The sequence below is a fragment of the Klebsiella variicola genome, assembly GCF_000828055.2.
Lineage (GTDB): Bacteria > Pseudomonadota > Gammaproteobacteria > Enterobacterales > Enterobacteriaceae > Klebsiella > Klebsiella variicola.
In genome coordinates, this window is sequence record NZ_CP010523.2 from 3,656,620 (window position 1) to 3,676,402 (window position 19,783).

The 19,783-nt window shown below is 57.0% G+C and carries 12 protein-coding genes; 4 read left to right on the forward strand and 8 right to left on the reverse strand.

The genetic code is table 11. The features are described 5' to 3' along the window. The first annotated feature begins 70 nt into the window (after positions 1-70). The 4 genes from ycaO to pflA all read left to right on the forward strand — a co-directional run bounded on the left by ycaO (position 71) and on the right by pflA (position 6,340). Complete coding sequence (gene ycaO, locus SP68_RS17175; protein ID WP_040976049.1) at positions 71-1,831, forward strand: 30S ribosomal protein S12 methylthiotransferase accessory factor YcaO; 1,761 nt, start codon at positions 71-73, stop codon at positions 1,829-1,831. A gap of 385 nt (positions 1,832-2,216) precedes the next feature. Further along, positions 2,217-3,074, forward strand: a complete 858-nt coding sequence (gene focA, locus SP68_RS17180) for a formate transporter FocA (protein WP_008805853.1) — start codon at positions 2,217-2,219, stop codon at positions 3,072-3,074. A gap of 51 nt (positions 3,075-3,125) precedes the next feature. Then, complete coding sequence (gene pflB / locus SP68_RS17185; RefSeq protein ID WP_008805852.1) at positions 3,126-5,408, forward strand: formate C-acetyltransferase; 2,283 nt, start codon at positions 3,126-3,128, stop codon at positions 5,406-5,408. A gap of 191 nt (positions 5,409-5,599) precedes the next feature. Beyond that, complete coding sequence (gene pflA, locus SP68_RS17190; RefSeq protein ID WP_002898145.1) at positions 5,600-6,340, forward strand: pyruvate formate lyase 1-activating protein; 741 nt, start codon at positions 5,600-5,602, stop codon at positions 6,338-6,340. A gap of 165 nt (positions 6,341-6,505) precedes the next feature. Here the strand turns inward: pflA and SP68_RS17195 are convergent, their stop codons facing one another. The 8 genes from SP68_RS17195 to ftsK all read right to left on the reverse strand — a co-directional run bounded on the left by SP68_RS17195 (position 6,506) and on the right by ftsK (position 19,704). After that, complete coding sequence (locus tag SP68_RS17195) at positions 6,506-7,654, reverse strand: MFS transporter (RefSeq protein WP_008805851.1); 1,149 nt, start codon at positions 7,652-7,654, stop codon at positions 6,506-6,508. Between the two features lie 275 nt (positions 7,655-7,929). Then, the gene (locus SP68_RS17200) at positions 7,930-8,793 is read right to left on the reverse strand and encodes a dimethyl sulfoxide reductase anchor subunit family protein (protein ID WP_012968620.1); all 864 of its coding nucleotides are present in this window, start codon (positions 8,791-8,793) and stop codon (positions 7,930-7,932) included. 1 nt (position 8,794) lies between these two features. Beyond that, positions 8,795-9,412: a DMSO/selenate family reductase complex B subunit gene (locus SP68_RS17205; RefSeq protein ID WP_004201375.1), complete on the reverse strand. Its 618-nt coding sequence runs from the start codon at positions 9,410-9,412 to the stop codon at positions 8,795-8,797. Between the two features lie 10 nt (positions 9,413-9,422). After that, positions 9,423-11,861 carry a dimethylsulfoxide reductase subunit A gene (dmsA, locus tag SP68_RS17210; protein WP_008805849.1) on the reverse strand — a complete coding sequence of 813 codons (2,439 nt, stop codon included), beginning with the start codon at positions 11,859-11,861 and terminating at the stop codon, positions 9,423-9,425. A 200-nt stretch (positions 11,862-12,061) separates the two neighbouring features. Then, a complete protein-coding gene (gene serS, locus SP68_RS17215; protein ID WP_008805848.1) occupies positions 12,062-13,354 on the reverse strand; it encodes a serine--tRNA ligase in 1,293 nt (430 codons plus the stop codon). A gap of 91 nt (positions 13,355-13,445) precedes the next feature. Next, complete coding sequence (gene rarA, locus SP68_RS17220) at positions 13,446-14,789, reverse strand: replication-associated recombination protein RarA (RefSeq protein WP_040975137.1); 1,344 nt, start codon at positions 14,787-14,789, stop codon at positions 13,446-13,448. 8 nt (positions 14,790-14,797) lie between these two features. Further along, on the reverse strand, positions 14,798-15,409 hold the full coding sequence (lolA, locus tag SP68_RS17225; RefSeq protein ID WP_004201368.1) for an outer membrane lipoprotein periplasmic chaperone LolA: 612 nt from the start codon (positions 15,407-15,409) through the stop codon (positions 14,798-14,800). Positions 15,410-15,531: 122 nt separating this feature from the next. Then, on the reverse strand, positions 15,532-19,704 hold the full coding sequence (ftsK, locus tag SP68_RS17230; RefSeq protein ID WP_040975135.1) for a DNA translocase FtsK: 4,173 nt from the start codon (positions 19,702-19,704) through the stop codon (positions 15,532-15,534). Positions 19,705-19,783: the final 79 nt, after the last annotated feature.

Consider the following 19,783-nt stretch of genomic DNA (forward strand, 5'->3'; position numbering starts at 1 on the left):
TGATGGAGATAGCACCTGTCAGATAAAAGCCGTATCATTGCGCGCTTTCCGTACGACAAAAGTGATCGCCATGACCCAAACGTTTATTCCCGGCAAAGATGCCGCCCTGGAAGATTCCATCGCTCGCTTCCAGCAGAAATTGCTCGACCTCGGATTTGATATCGAAGAGGCCTCGTGGCTGAACCCGGTGCCGCACGTGTGGTCCGTTCACATTCGCGATAAAGAATGCGCGCTGTGCTTTACCAATGGTAAAGGCGCCACCAAAAAGGCAGCCCTGGCCTCCGCGCTGGGCGAATATTTCGAGCGCCTGTCCACCAACTATTTCTTCGCTGACTTCTGGTTAGGCGACACTATCGCTAATGGCCCGTTTGTTCACTACCCGAACGAAAAGTGGTTCCCGCTGACCGAAAACGACGATGTCCCGGAAGGTCTGCTGGATGCCCGTCTGCTCGCGTTCTACGATCCGGACGATCAGCTGACCGCCAGCATGCTGGTGGATCTGCAGTCGGGGAACGATGAGCGCGGCGTATGCGGCCTGCCCTTTACCCGCCAGTCCGACGGCGAAACCGTCTATATTCCGATGAATATCGTTGGCAACTTGTACGTATCCAACGGTATGTCTGCAGGGAATACCCCGAATGAAGCACGTGTGCAGGGCCTGTCAGAGGTCTTTGAACGTCACATAAAAAACCGCATCATCGCAGAGAGCATCAGTCTGCCGGAGATCCCGGCGGAAGTCATGGCGCGCTATCCTGGCGTCGTGGAGTCGATCGTAAAACTTGAAGCCGAAGGCTTCCCGATTTTCGCCTACGATGGTTCGCTGGGCGGCAAATACCCGGTTATCTGCGTCGTGCTGTTTAACCCGACTAACGGCACCTGCTTCGCTTCCTTTGGCGCCCACCCGGACTTCGGCGTGGCGCTGGAGCGTACGGTCACAGAACTGCTGCAGGGTCGCAGCCTGAAAGACCTTGATGTCTTTACGCCGCCGACCTTTGATGACGAAGAAGTCGCCGAGCACGCGAACCTCGAAACCCACTTCATCGACTCCAGCGGCCTGATCTCCTGGGATATGTTCAAGCAGGATGCCGACTATCCGTTCGTTGACTGGAGTTTCTCCGGCACCACCGAAGAAGAGTTCGCCACCCTGATGGCCATCTTCAAGGCCGAAGATAAAGAAGTGTACATTGCCGACTACGAGCATCTGGGCGTTTACGCCTGCCGTATCATCGTTCCGGGCATGTCGGATATTTATCCGGCAGAAGACCTGTGGCTGGCAAACAACAGCATGGGCGCCCATCTGCGGGACACCATTCTGTCTCTGCCGGGCAGCGAGTGGGAAAAAGAAGATTATCTGGCGCTCATCGAACAAATGGATGACGAAGGCCTGGATGATTTCACCCGCGTTCGCGAACTGCTGGGCCTTGCCACCGGGAAAGACAACGGCTGGTATACCCTGCGCGTCGGCGAGCTGAAAGCGATGCTGGCCCTGGCTGGCGGCGATCTGGAACAGGCGCTGATCTGGACCGAATGGACCATGGAATTCAATGCCTCTGTCTTCAGCCCTGAGCGCGCAAACTACTATCGCTGCCTGCAGACCCTGCTGCTGCTGAGCCAGGAAGAGGAGCGTCAGCCGCTGCAGTATCTGAACGCCTTCATCCGTATGTATGGCGCCGATGCGGTCGAAGCCGCCAGCGCTGCGCTGAGCGGCGAAGCCCCGTTCTATGGCCTTCAGGCTGTCGACAGCGATCTGCAAGCCTTCCCGGCTCATCAGTCGCTGCTGAAAGCGTATGAAAAGCTGCAGCGGGCGAAAGCGGCGTTCTGGGCAAAATAAGCCCCCATTACGCCAACATGCTTGCCAACAACGGAGCCCGATGCGGCTCCGTTATTTTAACCTGGCGAGGGAGCCACTATAGTTTGTAGTTGTAAAGTTAATTAATAGTAAATATCGCACTTATATCATTTACCAATTGTTAATTTAAAATAAAATACTCCATTTTAATTAACTCAAATACTGGGGCAAAAACGAAAAAATTCAACATAACTTATAAATTTTAAAATTTATTTTCCACAAAAAAATCAAATAGTTAAGCATCAAACAAGCAAAAACCCCACACTAAAAAGGCATATAGTTCCGGTGAGATATGATCTATATCAATTTCCCTTCTATAATGCTTTGTTAGTATCTCACCGCCAACTTATATAAAGAGAGAGTTAGTGTGAAAGCTGACAACCCTTTTGATCTTTTGCTCCCTGCCGCGATGGCGAAAGTCGCCGAAGAAGCAGGTGTCTATAAAGCAACGAAGCATCCGATGAAGACCTTTTATCTGGCGATCACCGCTGGCGTTTTCATCTCCATCGCTTTCGTATTCTATATCACCGCGACCACCGGCACTGCCGCGATGCCTTTTGGGATTGCCAAGCTTATCGGTGGGGTCTGTTTTTCCCTGGGTCTGATTCTGTGCGTTATCTGCGGCGCTGACCTCTTTACCTCTACTGTGCTGATCGTGGTGGCGAAAGCCAGCGGTCGAATCACCTGGGGGCAACTGGCAAAAAACTGGCTCAACGTCTATTTTGGTAACCTGGTGGGCGCACTGCTGTTTGTGCTGCTGATGTGGTTATCAGGCGAATATATGACTGCCAACGGCGGTTGGGGGCTAAACGTCCTGCAGACCGCTGACCACAAATTGCACCATACTTTTGTGGAGGCCGTGAGCTTGGGTATCCTCGCTAACCTGATGGTTTGTCTCGCCGTATGGATGAGCTATTCCGGTCGTAGCCTGATGGATAAAGCGATGATCATGGTCCTGCCGGTAGCGATGTTTGTTGCCAGCGGCTTTGAGCACAGCATCGCCAACATGTTTATGATCCCGATGGGTATCGTAATCCGCAATTTTGCGAGCCCGGAATTCTGGACCGCTATCGGTTCAACTCCGGAAAGTTTCTCACACTTGACCGTTATGAACTTCATCACTGATAACCTGATTCCGGTGACTATCGGGAACATTATCGGCGGAGGTTTGCTGGTCGGGTTGACATACTGGGTCATTTACCTGCGTGGCAACGACCATCACTAAGGGTTGTTTCAGGCAGTAAATAAAAAATCCACTTAAGAAGGTAGGTGTTACATGTCCGAGCTTAATGAAAAGTTAGCCACAGCCTGGGAAGGTTTTGCGAAAGGTGACTGGCAGAATGAAGTCAACGTCCGTGACTTTATTCAGAAAAACTACACCCCATATGAAGGCGACGAATCCTTCCTGGCTGGCGCAACTGAAGCGACCACCAAGCTGTGGGACACCGTAATGGAAGGTGTAAAACAGGAAAACCGCACTCACGCGCCTGTTGATTTTGACACTGCCCTGGCTTCCACCATCACCTCTCACGACGCTGGCTATATCGAGAAAGGTCTGGAAAAAATCGTTGGTCTGCAGACCGAAGCGCCGCTGAAACGTGCGATCATCCCGTTCGGTGGTATTAAAATGGTTGAAGGTTCCTGCAAAGCGTACAATCGCGAGCTGGATCCGATGCTGAAAAAAATCTTTACCGAGTATCGTAAAACCCACAACCAGGGCGTATTTGATGTTTACACCAAAGACATCCTGAACTGCCGTAAATCCGGCGTGCTGACCGGTCTGCCGGATGCTTACGGCCGCGGTCGTATCATCGGTGACTACCGTCGCGTTGCGCTGTACGGTATCGACTTCCTGATGAAAGACAAATACGCTCAGTTCCAGTCTCTGCAAGAAAAACTGGAAAGCGGCGAAGATCTGGAAGCGACCATCCGTCTGCGTGAAGAGATCTCTGAACAACACCGTGCACTGGGTCAGATCAAAGAGATGGCGGCTAAATATGGCTACGACATCTCCGGTCCGGCAACGACTGCTCAGGAAGCTATCCAGTGGACCTACTTCGGTTACCTGGCTGCCGTGAAATCTCAGAACGGCGCAGCAATGTCCTTCGGTCGTACCTCCAGCTTCCTGGATATCTACATCGAACGTGACCTGCAGGCCGGTAAAATCACCGAGCAAGACGCGCAGGAAATGGTTGACCACCTGGTCATGAAACTGCGTATGGTTCGCTTCCTGCGTACCCCGGAATATGATGAACTGTTCTCCGGCGACCCGATTTGGGCAACAGAATCCATCGGCGGTATGGGTGTTGACGGCCGTACTCTGGTCACCAAAAACAGCTTCCGCTTCCTGAACACCCTGTACACCATGGGGCCGTCTCCGGAGCCGAACATTACTATCCTGTGGTCTGAAAAACTGCCACTGAGCTTCAAGAAATTCGCGGCTAAAGTGTCCATCGATACCTCTTCTCTGCAGTATGAGAACGATGACCTGATGCGTCCGGACTTCAACAACGACGACTACGCTATCGCATGCTGCGTAAGCCCGATGGTTGTTGGTAAGCAAATGCAGTTCTTCGGTGCTCGTGCTAACCTCGCGAAAACCATGCTGTACGCTATCAACGGCGGCGTGGATGAAAAACTGAAAATGCAGGTAGGTCCGAAATCTGAACCGATCAAAGGCGACGTCCTGAACTTCGACGAAGTCATGGATCGCATGGATCACTTCATGGACTGGCTGGCGAAACAGTATGTCACCGCGCTGAACATCATCCACTACATGCACGACAAGTACAGCTACGAAGCCTCTCTGATGGCGCTGCACGACCGTGACGTTATCCGCACCATGGCGTGTGGTATCGCTGGTCTGTCCGTTGCTGCTGACTCCCTGTCTGCTATCAAATATGCGAAAGTTAAACCGATTCGTGACGAAGACGGTCTGGCTATCGACTTCGAAATCGAAGGCGAATACCCGCAGTTTGGTAACAACGATGCTCGCGTCGACGACATGGCCGTTGACCTGGTTGAACGTTTCATGAAGAAAATTCAGAAACTGCACACCTACCGCAACGCTATCCCGACTCAGTCTGTTCTGACCATCACCTCTAACGTGGTATATGGTAAGAAAACCGGTAACACCCCAGACGGTCGTCGCGCTGGCGCGCCGTTCGGACCAGGTGCTAACCCGATGCACGGTCGTGACCAGAAAGGTGCTGTTGCCTCACTGACTTCCGTTGCTAAACTGCCGTTTGCTTACGCGAAAGATGGTATCTCTTACACCTTCTCTATCGTGCCGAACGCGCTGGGTAAAGATGACGAAGTTCGTAAGACCAACCTGGCCGGTCTGATGGATGGTTACTTCCACCACGAAGCGTCCATCGAAGGTGGCCAGCACCTGAACGTGAACGTCATGAACCGCGAAATGCTGCTCGACGCGATGGAAAACCCGGAAAAATATCCGCAGCTGACCATCCGCGTATCTGGCTACGCCGTACGTTTTAACTCCCTGACCAAAGAACAGCAGCAGGACGTTATTACCCGTACCTTCACTCAGACCATGTAATTCCCAGTCTGACTGAAAAAGCGTACAATAAAGGCCCCACATCAGTGGGGCCTTTTTAACAAGTGATCCCCGCCCCAGCCTGCTTTGCCAGTTATCTATACTTTGGGTACCTGTCAAAACAGACTCGACGCAGCCGCTGAGCTGTGCACCAACACGGCCCCGGATGGGCCACATCTGGAGAAAACACCGCAATGTCAGTTATTGGTCGCATTCACTCCTTTGAATCCTGTGGCACCGTTGATGGCCCGGGCATCCGCTTTATTACCTTTTTCCAGGGCTGCCTGATGCGCTGCCTGTACTGCCATAACCGTGACACCTGGGATACCCACGGCGGCAAAGAAATCACCGTTGAAGAGTTAATGAAAGAGGTAGTGACCTATCGTCACTTTATGAATGCCTCCGGCGGCGGCGTCACGGCATCAGGCGGCGAAGCGATCCTGCAGGCGGAGTTTGTTCGCGACTGGTTCCGCGCCTGTAAAAAGGAAGGTATTCATACCTGTCTCGATACCAACGGCTTTGTCCGTCGCTACGATCCGGTTATCGACGAACTGCTGGAGGTGACTGACCTGGTCATGCTGGATCTTAAGCAGATGAACGATGAGATCCACCAGAACCTGGTCGGCGTTTCCAACCACCGCACCCTCGAGTTTGCCCAGTATCTGGCGAAAAAGAATATCAATGTCTGGATCCGCTACGTCGTGGTTCCGGGCTGGTCAGACGATGATGACTCCGCGCACCGCCTGGGCGAATTTACCCGCGATATGGGCAACGTCGAGAAAATTGAACTGCTGCCCTACCATGAGCTGGGCAAACACAAATGGGTAGCGATGGGCGAAGAGTACAAGCTGGACGGCGTTCATCCGCCGAAAAAAGAGACCATGGAGCGGGTGAAAGGCATTCTTGAGCAGTATGGTCACAAGGTGATGTACTAAGAGCCTCATCAGGGTCGGTGGTGCGCTTACGCCGGCCCGAAGCGACACTGGAAATCATTCCAGCCCCGCCGTTGATCCTCATGAAAAGCGCAATGCCGTCTCTCTGCAGTGGAAAACATGCGATAGAAACAGATGACGTGCAGCCTTCGCTGCACGTCAGAATGGTTATGCGTGCGCCACCGGCGTCGGATGATGCCCGGCTTTACGCAGCAGGGTCAGCAGATAGATAAACGACACGCTGGCGATCATGATAAACAGCAGATTGTCTGAGAAATTCTGCATCAGCATTGCTGTCAGGGTCGGGCCCAGCAGACTGCCGATGGTATAACTCATCAGCAGCGCCTGATTCATCGCCACCAGTTGGTGATGTTCGACTTTTTCGCAGGCCCAGGCCATCGCCACCGGATACAGCGTGAAACCGGATGCCCCAAGCACAAACAGCGCCGGGGCCATTGCCGCCTGACTCAGCATCGCCATACAGCCCAGAATGACCACAAAGACCTGCACCCGCAGCACCAGCAGACGGCCATAGCGGTCAGCCAGGCGCCCTACCGGCCACTGGCCGAGGATCCCCGCGCTCACCATCACCGCCATCCAGAAGCCAATGCCGGCGTCGCTCACACCCTGATGGTTCAGCCACAGCGGCATCAGGCCATACAGAGAACCGAGGACAATCCCCGAGATAATACAGCCATTGACCCCGTGGCGCGCCTGGCGCAGCTTCAGCATTGGCCAGATACGTACCGTTTCGTGCGGCTCTTCAGCCTGTCCCATAATACGGGTGAACAGCAGCGGCAGGATCGCCGCCAGCGCCAGGCCAGTCACCCACGGCAGGACGCTCATTAAATCGGTAGGTAACTTACTGACCATCAGCTGGCCCAGTACGGTACCGACATAATAGACCATCATGTACGCCGCCAGCAGACGGCCGCGGCTGCGGGAAGTCCCGCTGCAGACCAGCGCGCTTTCCACCACCACCCAAATCATCGCGCAGCCTACGCCAGCGATAAACCGCCAGCTCAGCCACGTCCAGAAGCCAACGGTGATCCCCAGCCCTACGCAGCCGACGGCGAAAATTAACGACGCGAGATAATAGCTGCGGTTAAACCCAAGGCGCTTAATCACCCAACCAGCCAGCAACGTACCGGCCAGGTTGCCGGTAAAATAGGATGACCCCACCATGCCGACCTGCCAGGTTGGCATATTTTCATGGGCGAGCCAGAGCGGGACGAGCGTATTCAGCACCGCTATCGCCAGGGTCAATAAAAGCAGGCCACAGAGCAGCATTTGCACTGGCCGGGTGTAGATGGTCATGGGTAAAAAACCGTGAGGAATGTTCAGATCGCGAGCGCATCATGCCACCGCTAAAAACATTGTCAATCCACCTGAAATCAGGCGTGATGCGGTTTTGCAGGCTACGATAGAAGTTTTTTATCCACAGAATGGGTAAAGGTGAGGCAACAGATAATACACTGTTGTTTTTCTTAATTTATTAATAAATGTCGACGTTGATTTCAGTTGAAAAATTTCATCTATCGACAGCACGTTTTCATCATGCCGGCGTATGACCGCCGGCATGATGACGCCGATTAACTGGCGATAGCCATCCCCACGGTCATATGCAGACCATAGAATACGCCGCGGCCAATCATCTCTCCCGCCAGCACCAGAACAAACGCCAGGCTAAGCAGCGAGACCGCCGGCTTGCGGCCGCGGATCTGCGGCACGCACCAGCAGGCCAGGGCCAGCGCCAGCAGCACCATACGCCAGGCCATAAGCAACCCGTAATCCGGCACCAGAGCGGAGGCCTGCTGGATTGAACTGTGAATAGTAGCGAGTTCACTCCCCTGCATCAGGACCACGACAATACTCGCCAGCAGCGCCAACAAAGTGACCACCGGCAGCAAGCGCAGCGCCCAGCCGTCAACGCCTGCCACGCGCAGCAGCAGGTAGCCCAGCAGCGGACCGCCGATAAACAGCGTCAGGAAGAAGCTCAGCGGCGTCCAGACGGTGTACCAGGTCGGCACCGTGTCGATGGTGTTGTATACCCGCACCATCATCCAGACGAAGATCACACCCAGCACCATGGTGACTATCAGCCACAGGCTACGCAGGCCGGCAGGCAGTTTTTTACACACGGCCAGTAGCCAGCCAATCCCGCCGACGGCGAAGAAGATCGCCCCGCTGGCTATCTCATTACTCAGCGACGAGGCTCCCACGCGATTCAGCGAGTTAAAGGCCCGTAGCGGCGAACCGAGGTGCATTGTCGAGGCGATAAACCCGATCCCCATCAATACCCACAGGCCAAACATACTCCCCACCACGCGCTGCTCCTGCTCGCGAGAAAGATTGCCCGTCATCAGCGCCAGGGCCATGACGATAAACCCGCCCGCGACGCACTGGCCGAAGACAGTAAAGATCATCAGCGGCCATTCATGCCATCCGTTTCCCATCTCACACCTCCTTCGGATTCGCCAGGTAACCGGTGGTATCGCCACACGGCCGGGCATTGGCGTTAGGTTTAATAACGATACTCGGCCTGGTAAAGTGCGCCGACGGCAGCGGGGCTACCGCGGCCAGCTGGCCATGCTTAGCGCGCAGCTCGGCAATCGGCCCGAAATCAAGCGCCCGCAGCGGGCAGGACTCGACGCAGATCGGCTTTTTCCCCTCGGCGACGCGCTCATGGCAACCGTCGCACTTGGTCATGTGGCCCTTGTCGGCGTTGTACTGCGGGGCGCCGTACGGGCAGGCCATATGGCAGTAACGGCAGCCAATGCACACCTCTTCGTTGACCACGACAAAACCATCTTCACGCTTGTGCATTGCCCCGCTCGGACAGACCTTGGTGCAGGCCGGATCTTCGCAGTGGTTACAGGCGATGGAGAGGTAATAAGCAAAAACGTTCTGATTCCAGACACCGTTATCCTCCTGCCAGTCGCCACCGGCATACTCATAGATGCGGCGGAAGCTGACCTCCGGGGTCAGGTTCTTGTAATCCTTACAGGCCAGTTCGCAGGTCTTGCAACCGGTGCAACGGGCGGAATCAATAAAAAATCCATACTGAGTTGTCATCGGTTACTCCTTACAGCTTCTCAACCTGGACGAGGTTGGTATGCGACGGGTTCCCCTTCGCCAGCGGCGACGGACGCTGGGTGGTCAGCACGTTAATGCTGCCCGCCTGATCCACCCGTGAAGCGTCCGGGTTATACCAGGCCCCTTCCCCCAGCGCGACAACGCCCGGCATCATGCGCGGCGTCACCTTCGCTTCAATATGCACTTCTCCGCGGTCGTTGAAGATGCGAATGCGATCGCCGTTGGCAATGCCGCGTTGCTTCGCGTCGATCGGGTTAATCCACATCTCCTGCCGACAGGCGGCCTTCAGTACATCGACGTTGCCGTAAGTTGAGTGAACGCGCGATTTATAGTGGAAGCCGGTCAGCTGTAGCGGGTATTTCGCCGTCAATGGATCGTTGTAGTTTTCGAAGCCCGGGGTGTAGATCGGCAGTGGATCGATAACATCCCCTTCCGGCAGCTCCCAGGTGGCCGCGATTTTCGCCAGCGCCTGCGAGTAGATTTCGATCTTGCCCGACGGCGTGGTCAGCGGATTGGCCTGCGGATCCTCGCGGAAGGCTTTGTAGGCCACATGGTGTCCTTGCGGATCGCGCTGCTTATAAATGCCCTGCTGGCGGAAGGTGTCGAAATCTGGTAGGTCAGGGATCGCTTTCTGCGACTGTTCATACAGATGGCGCATCCAGCCTTCCTGGGTACGGCCTTCGGTAAACTGCTGCTCCACACCGAGGCGTTTTGCCAGCTCGGTGGTCATCTCATAGATAGTTTTGCATTCGAAACGCGGCTTGATGGCCTGATCGGCAAAGATGATGTAGGACATGTTGCCGCAGGAGGCATCCAGCGCGAAATCCATCTGCTCGGAGGCGGTGCAGTCCGGCAGCAGAATATCGGCGTATTTCGCGGACGAGGTCATATGGCAATCGATGACTACGATCATCTCGCACTTCTTGTCGTCCTGCAGGATCTCGTGGGTACGGTTGATCTCTGAGTGCTGGTTAATCAGGCAATTGCCCGCATAGTTCCAGATCATTTTGATCGGCACGTCGAGCTTATCTTTGCCACGAACGCCGTCGCGCAGCGCGGTCATTTCCGGACCACGCTCGATAGCGTCGGTCCACATAAACATCGAGATACTGGTCTGAACCGGATTCTCCAGCGTCGGCATGCGCTCAAAGGGCAGGCTGTAAGAGCCCTCGCGCGCGCCGCTGTTGCCGCCGTTGATCCCGACGTTACCCGTCAGGATAGCGAGCATCGAGATAGCCCGGGTGGCGATTTCGCCGTTGGCGTGACGCTGCGGCCCCCAACCCTGGCTGATATAGGCCGGTTTGGCGGTGGCAATTTCGCGCGCCAGTTTAACAATGCGTTCGCGCGGAATACCGGTAATCGTCGAGGCCCACTCCGGCGTTTTGGCGATACCGTCCGTGCCCTGGCCAAGAATGTAAGCTTTGTAGTGACCATTGGCTGGCGCACCGGCGGGCAGCGTTTTCTCGTCGTATCCCACGCAGTATTTATCGAGGAACGGCTGATCGACCAGATTCTCGGTGATCATCACCCACGCCAGACCCGATACCAGCGCCGCATCGGTGCCGGGGCGAATCGGGATCCATTCATCTTCACGCCCGGCGCCGGTGTCGGTATAGCGCGGATCGATGATGATCATCCGGGCATTGGATTTCTGCCGCGCCTGTTCAAGGTAGTATGTCACCCCGCCGCCGCTCATCCGCGTTTCGCCGGGGTTATTGCCGAACAGCACCACCAGCTGGCTGTTTTCAATATCCGATGGACTATTGCCGTCGGCCCAGCCGCCGTAGGTATAATTGAGGCCCTCGGCAATCTGCGCCGAAGAGTAATCGCCATAGTGGTTCAGATAACCGCCGCAGCAGTTCATCAGACGGGCAATCAGCGTTTTTCCTGGCGGCCAGGAACGAGTCAGCGTGCCGCCGAGCGTACCGGTGCCGTAGTTCAGATAGATGGATTCGTTGCCGTATTCTTTAATCAGCCGCTGCATATTGCTGGCGATAGTATCGAACGCCTCTTCCCAGCTGATTTGCTCGAATTTCCCTTCCCCGCGTTTGCCAACGCGCTTCATCGGGTACTTCAGGCGATCCGGGTTATAGACGCGGCGGCGCATCGAACGCCCGCGCAGGCAGGCGCGGACCTGGTGCAAACCGTCATAGTTATCGTCACCGGTATTATCGGTTTCGACGTATTTAATCGCGCCATCCACCACGTGCATGCGCAGCGGGCAGCGGCTGCCGCAGTTGACGGTACAGGCACTCCAGACCACCTTCTCGTTGGCGGGTGCCGGCGTATCGGCGGCATGCGCCAGTCGGGTAAAGGGTAATGTTAGTGCGTTGCTGGCCAGCGCCAGGCCGCCTATTGCCGTGGTTTTCATCAGACCACGGCGGCTTACCTCAGCAGCCAGTAAAGCATCGGGGGCTTTAATTTTCATGGATACTCGCTTTGGTTGCTCACAATAAACTGACAAGCGCTATATAGTCATATATATATTGCTTTGAAATATTATTGGTTTTTTATGCTGATTTAATCCAAAGGGAGTATCACTGCATTCGTAGAATGGATTATTGCCCGGTATCAATAAGGGCGTAAAAAAAGCGCCCGCAGGCGCTTTTAAAAGAGAGGAAGAAAAAATTACCCGATATATTCGAGGCCACGCATATACGGGCGCAGAATTTCCGGGATCTCAATACGGCCATCGGCCTGCTGATAGTTTTCCATCAGCGCCACCAGGGTACGACCTACCGCCAGACCAGAACCATTCAGAGTATGAACGAGGCGAGTCTTCTTGTCGGACTTGCTGCGGCAGCGGGCCTGCATACGACGCGCCTGGAAATCCCAGACGTTAGAGCAGGAAGAGATTTCACGGTAGGTGTTCTGCGCCGGAACCCACACTTCCAGGTCGTAGGTTTTGCAGGCGCTGAAGCCCATATCGCCGGTGCACAGCGCGACCTTACGGTACGGCAGACCCAGCAGCTGCAGCACTTTCTCGGCGTGACCGGTCATCTCTTCCAGCGCGGCCATGGAGTCTTCCGGACGCACGATCTGCACCATTTCAACTTTGTCGAACTGGTGCATGCGGATCAGACCGCGGGTGTCGCGACCATAGGAACCGGCTTCAGAGCGGAAGCACGGCGTATGGGCGGTCATTTTGATCGGCAGGTCGTCTTCGTCGATGATTTCATCGCGTACCAGGTTGGTCAGCGGCACTTCCGCCGTCGGGATCAGCGCGTAGTTGCTGCTGTCGGCTTCTTCTTCCAGCGGACGAGTATGGAACAGGTCGCCAGCGAATTTCGGCAACTGGCCGGTGCCATACAGCGTGTCCTGGTTCACCAGGTACGGGACATAGTTTTCGCTATAGCCATGCTGTTCGGTGTGCAGATCCAGCATGAACTGCGCCAGGGCGCGGTGCAGACGGGCCAGCTGGCCTTTCATCACCACAAAACGCGAACCAGTCAGCTTAACGGCGGCGGCAAAATCCAGCCCCCCGTGCATTTCCCCCAGCGTCACGTGATCGCGCACTTCAAAATCGAACTGGCGCGGCGTGCCCCAGCGGCTGACTTCAACGTTGTCGTTTTCGTCACGGCCAACCGGCACATCATCATGAGGAATATTCGGGATCGCCAGCGCGATATCGCGAATTTCCGCCAGCAGCGTTTCCAGCTCGGACTTTGCAGCATCCAACTGTTCGCCGAGTTTGTTCACTTCCAGGCGTAATGGCTCGATGTCTTCCCCGCGCGCTTTCGCCTGGCCAATGGATTTCGATCGGGAGTTACGCTCCGCCTGCAGGTTTTCCGTTTGCACCTGCAGAACTTTACGACGCTCTTCAAGCGCGCGAAGTTTATCTACATCCAGCTTAAAGCCCCGGCGTGCCAGTTTTTCTGCGACTGCGTCTGGCTCGGTACGCAGCAGATTGGGATCGAGCATGCTTATCCTGTGCTTATCGAATTAAATAAAGAAAAGTGGCCGCAGACTACGACCACGGAAATAGAGTAATAACCTTACCGCAACGCCTCAATTAGCGGTAGCGTTTTATCGGGCTATTTTGATCCTGTTCAGCGAGCCAGGCGAGCTTTTCGCCAATTTTGCCCTCAAGCCCCCGGTTTGTCGGGTGATAATAGCGCGTTTGCGCCATTTCCTGCGGGAAGTACTGCTCGCCGGCGGCGTAGGCGTTGGGTTCGTCATGAGCGTAACGATACTCCTGTCCGTAACCCATCTCTTTCATCAGCTTCGTCGGCGCATTGCGCAGATGCACCGGAACGTCGTAGTCAGGACGATCCCGCGCGTCGGACAGCGCCGCTTTAAAGGCGGTGTAGACGGCGTTGCTTTTCGGCGCGCAGGCCAGATAGACAATGGCCTGGGCAATCGCCCGTTCGCCTTCCGCCGGCCCGACGCGGGTAAAGCAATCCCACGCCGAAATGGCGACCTGCATCGCCCGTGGGTCGGCGTTGCCGACATCTTCCGAGGCTATCGCCAGACAGCGGCGGGCAACGTACAGCGGATCGCCGCCGGCGGTGATGATCCGCGCATACCAGTAAAGTGCCGCATCCGGCGCGCTACCGCGCACCGACTTATGCAGAGCAGAAATCAAATCGTAGAACCGGTCGCCTTTGTTATCAAAGCGCGCGCTGCGCTCGCCAGCGATCTCGGTCAGCAGTTCCGCCTTCAGCACCCGCTTGCCCGAGTCATCGCTCTCGGCCATATCAGCCATCATTTCCAGGGTATTCAGCGCCCGCCTCGCGTCGCCGTTCACCAGTTCGGCGATGGCCTTGCGGGTCTCTTCCGGCAGAATAATATCCTGCCCGCCGTAGCCGCGGGACTTATCGTTCATCGTCTGGTCAAGCACCCGCTCGATATCGTCGGTGGTCAGCGATTTCAGTAAGTAGACGCGGGCGCGGGAGAGCAGCGCTGAATTAAGCTCAAAGGAGGGGTTTTCGGTCGTCGCGCCAATAAAAGTGATGGTGCCGTCTTCAATATGGGGCAGAAAGGCATCCTGCTGGCTTTTGTTGAAACGATGCACTTCGTCAACAAACAGGATGGTCCGTCGGCCGGCGTTGCGGTTTTGCCGCGCGCGCTCAATGGCTTCGCGGATCTCTTTGACCCCTGAGGTCACCGCCGAGATCCGTTCGACATCGGCGCTGGCGTAGCGGGCAATCACTTCCGCGAGGGTGGTCTTGCCGGTGCCCGGCGGCCCCCAGAGGATCATTGAATGCAGGTGCCCGGCTTCAATCGCCCGCGGCAGGGGTTTACCCGGCGCCAGCAGATGCTGCTGGCCAATATACTGCGCTAAATTTTCTGGCCGCATGCGAGCGGCCAGAGGTTGAAACGCGTTGTCGGAAAAATCGAGCGACAGATTGCTCACTTTCGCCTCTACTTACGTTGATCGTCCACCGTCACCCCTTTCGGCGGCGTAAAGGTGAACTTAGATGCGTCGACGGCGCCGTTCTGCTGCGACTTCAGCTGATAGCTGCTGCGCTGGTCATCCTGCTCGACGGCGCTGAACTGATGGATGGTGCCGTCCCGACCGACGTTGATCGTGAACTGCTTCAGGTTACCGCTGCCGCTTTTCGGCGTCAGCACAAAATCATCGCCGTTTTGTTTGATATTGTACTGCTGCCAGTCACTGGACTGGTTGCGGGCAATCAGCATAAACGGCGTGTTGCTGGTAGCATCTTTCAGCCAGGTCGCCGTAGCCTGCTCAACGAACGGGTTGTAGAACCACAGCGTTTTGCCATCCGAGACAAGAACGCTTTCATCTGGCTGGGTCATATGCCAGTTAAACAGGTTCGGACGTTTTACCCACAGGTCGCCCTGTCCGTCCTGGACGGCGTTACCACTGCCGTCGGTGACTTTCTGCGTGAAGCTGGCATGGAAACTGCTCACTTTATCAAGACGGCTTTTTAAGTCACTGGCCGCATCTGCCCAGACCTGGCTGACGACCATACCAGACAGTAATGCACAGGTGATTGCGAGTTTTTTCATTGTTATTCCTTAATGTGCGTCACTCCCGACGCGGGAGCCTCTTCTGTCCCTAATGTAGGACCGCCGACGGCGGCGGAACAGAAGAATTGGCTGATTTTGCGCTTATTTACCCAACTTTGCACTCATTCAAAGGGCGGCGGCGCCAGCACTTCGCGGTTACCGTTATGGCCCTGTTCGCTGACGATCCCCTGCGCTTCCATCTGTTCGATAATGCGTGCTGCCCGGTTATAGCCAATGCGGAACTGACGCTGGACCCCGGAAATCGACGCTTTGCGCTTCTCAGTCACAAAACTGACCGCCTGATCGAACAGCGGGTCCAGCTCTTCCCCGCCATCAAAGCCGCCACCACCGCCTTCGCTTTCGCTGTCGGAGGTAATGCCATCGACGTACTGCGGACGGCCGCGGGCTTTCCAGTCCTGAACCACAGCGTGGACTTCCTGGTCGCGTACAAACGCCCCGTGGACGCGCACCGGCGTGGTAGAGTTCGGTCCGGAGTAAAGCATATCCCCCATACCCAGCAGCGATTCCGCGCCGCCCTGATCGAGAATGGTACGCGAGTCAATTTTACTCGACACGGTAAAGGCGATGCGCGTCGGAATGTTGGCCTTAATCAGGCCGGTAATAACATCTACCGACGGACGCTGCGTCGCCAGCACCAGGTGGATCCCCGCCGCACGCGCTTTTTGCGCCAGACGGGCAATCAGCTCTTCCACCTTCTTGCCGACGGTCATCATCAGGTCGGCGAACTCGTCCACCAGCACCACGATATACGGCAGTTTTTCCAGCACCGGATGTACGGCATCCATGCTGTCGCCCGGCTTCCAGTACGGATCCGGAATCGGACGCCCCATGCGCGCGGCCTCGGCGATCTTCTCGTTATAGCCCGCCAGGTTACGCACGCCCAGCGCTGACATCAGCTTGTAGCGGCGCTCCATCTCGTTGACGCTCCAGCGCAGCGCATTGGCGGCGTCTTTCATGTCGGTGACCACTTCCGTCAGCAGATGCGGAATACCTTCGTAGACCGACAGCTCGAGCATTTTCGGGTCGATCATGATGAAACGCACATCTTCCGGCTGCGCTTTGTAGAGCATGCTGAGGATCATGGCGTTCACACCGACTGACTTACCGGAACCGGTAGTACCGGCAACCAGCAGGTGCGGCATTTTCGCCAGGTCAGCTACCACCGGGTCGCCAGCGATATCTTTACCCAGCACCACGGTCAGCGGCGATGGGTTATCGCGGAACTTGGCGTTGTCGAGCACTTCACGCAGATAGACGGTCTGACGCTTTTTATTCGGCAGCTCAAGACCGACATACGGTTTACCCGGGATCACTTCCACCACGCGCACGGCAACCGTCGACAGCGAACGCGCCAGATCGCGTGACAGGTTAGAGATTCGCGCCGCTTTGACGCCAGGCGCCAGATTCAGTTCGAAGCGGGTGATCACCGGCCCCGGCGAGTAGTTCACCACATCCGCTTTAATGCGGAAATCGGCCAGACGTGCTTCCACCAGTCGCGCCATCTGCTCGAGAGCAAAGGTATCCACCGGCTCGACTTCACTGGGCGGCGGCGTGAGCAGATCCAGCGACGGCAACGGCGTGGTCGGTCTTTGCAGCGGACGGCTATCGCCATTGCGCATCAGCAGCGGGTGGATCAGGCTCTCCTGCGGCGCGGGCGCGGCAGGCTGATGCCCCTGCGGGGCAACCGGCTGTTGCTGCTGCACGGGCTGAGGTGCAGTCTGGTAAGGCTGTGGCGGCACTGGCTGAGGGTGTACCGGCTGGTGCTGCGCAGGTTGATAACCCTGCTGCGGAGCGGCAGCCGGTTGTTGCGGCTGTACTTCCGGTGTCGGCGTAAACAGCGGCTCGCTCGGACCCTCATTGACCAGCGTTTTCATCGGCGAGAATTCATAATCCGCCGGCGAGAACGGATTAGCGCCCGGCGGCTGCTCAGCGGCGTAGCGCTGCTGCTGGGTGGCGGCAAACTGGCGCGCCAGTTCCGCTTCCGCCGCAGTGTCGGCGTCATCGTCATCAGTCGCGTTATCGTCTTCCCAGCGATGGCCATAGCGCTGCTGCTGGGTGGCGGCGAACTGGCGAGCCAGTTCATCCTGCTCCATAGCATCCGCTTCCTCATCCGAGAGCAGCTCATCGTCATAATGGGGGTCGCGCTCCGCCTGGCGCGCACGCTGTTCCGCCTCCCGTTGCGACGGTAGCTTGATGCCGTAGGAGGCCAGCTCCCGACGCGTCGGGACACGAACGCGGTTTGGTCGCGGTAGTTTTGGACCAATGCCCTCTTTCACCTGGACCCGCGGTCCGCTGGACGCCGGGCTGAACAATGGCGCAGCCGCAGCGGATGCGGCCGTCGCCGAGGTTGTTGCCGCCGCGCCGCCGCTGGCGGCCGTTGCCTGATGCACCCCTGCCGCGACCGCAGAGACCACGGTTGTCTCCACTGGCGGTTTAGACGAGGAGGCTGGCGGCGTCAGCGGTTTAGTGGCAATCGGACTTTCAGGCTCAGGAATTGGCTGATACCAGGAGGCCAGCAGCTCGCGTTCACGTGCCCGCTTCTCTTCGACTTCTTCGAAGTAATATAGCGGAGGACGTTTCACCTCTTCCGGCGCAACCTCTGGTTCTGGCTCCGGTGACGGCACTGGCGCGCTTTGCGGCTGATACGCCTGCGGCGCAGGCTGAGCGGCATGCGGATCGTAAGTCGGCTGCTGATACGGCGCCTGCTCTGGCTGATACGCCTGCGGCGCAGGTTGTCCGGCATGCGGATCGTAAGTCGGCTGCTGATACGGCGCCGGCTCTGGCTGATACGCCTGCGGCGCAGGCTGAGCGGCATACGGATCGTAAGTCGGCTGCTGATACGGCGCCGGCTCTGGCTGATACCCTTGCGGCGCAGGCTGAGCGGCATACGGATCGTAAGTCGGCTGCTGATACGGCGCCGGCTCTGGCTGATACGCCTGCGGCGCCGGCTGACCGGCATACGGATCGTAAGTCGGCTGCTGATACGGCGCCGGCTCTGGCTGATACGCCTGCGGCGCAGGCTGAGCAGCATGCGAAGCATAAGCCGGCTGCTGATACGGCGCCGGCTCTGGCTGGTACGCCTGCGGCGCCGGCTGACCAGCATGCGGATCGTAAACCGGCTGCTGATACGGCGCCGGCTCTGGCTGGTACGCCTGCGGCGGGTAACCCGCTTCCGGCTGATAAGCAGGCGCAGCGCCCTGATGGCCAGCCGCGGATTCAGCCCACGCCTGTGGCGCGGCAGTGGCCGCCGCCGCTGCGCCCACGGGCTCAGCGATACTATGACCATTCAGCAACGGATCGTAAGGGTCGAAATCTCCAGGGCGCGCGGCGCTGGCGCCGGAGAACAGCACATCATCCTCTGTGGGACGTGCCGCGCTGGCGCCGGAAAACAGTACATCGTCGGCGGCGACAGGCGCACCGCTGGCGCTGTATTGCACCGCCTCTTCACCGTCATCCATCCGTTTGCCGGAGAAAAGCGCCGCGTCGGTTTTACGCCCCATGGGGTTGGTAAACTTCTCGGCCAGACGCTTACGTCGCGCCAGCGCGCTGCGTAAAATACGGGCACGACGCGACTCCTGAGGGGTTGCCGCCTCTTCGTCGTCGTACTCTTCATCGTCATCTTCGTATTCGCCTTCATCGACCCAGGTATCATCGCGACGGGTACGGTTGCTGGCAAAGGTGAGTACCGACAGGATCCCGCCGCCCAGTTTTTCCGCAATGCTGACCCACGACCAACCGGTGAACAGCGTCAGGCCAGCCGCCCAGATGCATAACAGGGCGATGGTGCCGCCGCTGCTGTGCAGCAGCGGTTGCAGCGTGGTGCTCAGCAGGCTGCCGATCACTCCGCCCGAGGCAAAGTACCAGATATCATCGGCGTTAATGGCTGCCAGACCACAGGAGGTCAGGATCAGGGCTAACGCGCCAATGAGGCGCAGGGAAACGGCGAAATAATCAATGTATTCGTCGTTTTCCTGATGCCGCCAGGCAAACCAGCATCCGCCAATAATGATGACCGGGATGGTGTAGGCCATGACGCCAAAAATGAAAAAGAGGGTATCGGCAAGCCACGCACCGGGGGCGCCGCCTAAATTATGAATAGGCTCATGCCACGCCGTCTGCGACCAGCTTGGATCCGAGGGGTTAAAGCTCAGTAGTGCCGCCATCAGCCAGATGGCGAAGAGGGAGCAAAGGATGAGCATCGCCTCAAGGAGTCGGCGCCCGCTGCTGAGTTTGGTTAGTTTGACTTCTTTGTCTTCGGTGTATTCCTGGCTCAAGAAAGGCTCTCCAGGTATCAGGCTGTTTCCTGCCTGCTGCTAAAACGGACAACAGCGCCGGGTCTCCCCGGCACTGTTG

What these genes read in the sequence shown, in the direction of transcription:
- ycaO (WP_040976049.1), top strand. Translation starts at nt 71, where the DNA reads ATGACCCAAACGTTTATTCCCGGCAAAGATGCCGCCCTGGAAGATTCC.
- pflB (WP_008805852.1), top strand. Translation starts at nt 3,126, where the DNA reads ATGTCCGAGCTTAATGAAAAGTTAGCCACAGCCTGGGAAGGTTTTGCG.
- pflA (WP_002898145.1), top strand. Translation starts at nt 5,600, where the DNA reads ATGTCAGTTATTGGTCGCATTCACTCCTTTGAATCCTGTGGCACCGTT.
- SP68_RS17195 (WP_008805851.1), bottom strand. Translation starts at nt 7,654, where the DNA reads ATGACCATCTACACCCGGCCAGTGCAAATGCTGCTCTGTGGCCTGCTT.
- SP68_RS17200 (WP_012968620.1), bottom strand. Translation starts at nt 8,793, where the DNA reads ATGGGAAACGGATGGCATGAATGGCCGCTGATGATCTTTACTGTCTTC.
- SP68_RS17205 (WP_004201375.1), bottom strand. Translation starts at nt 9,412, where the DNA reads ATGACAACTCAGTATGGATTTTTTATTGATTCCGCCCGTTGCACCGGT.
- dmsA (WP_008805849.1), bottom strand. Translation starts at nt 11,861, where the DNA reads ATGAAAATTAAAGCCCCCGATGCTTTACTGGCTGCTGAGGTAAGCCGC.
- serS (WP_008805848.1), bottom strand. Translation starts at nt 13,354, where the DNA reads ATGCTCGATCCCAATCTGCTGCGTACCGAGCCAGACGCAGTCGCAGAA.
- lolA (WP_004201368.1), bottom strand. Translation starts at nt 15,409, where the DNA reads ATGAAAAAACTCGCAATCACCTGTGCATTACTGTCTGGTATGGTCGTC.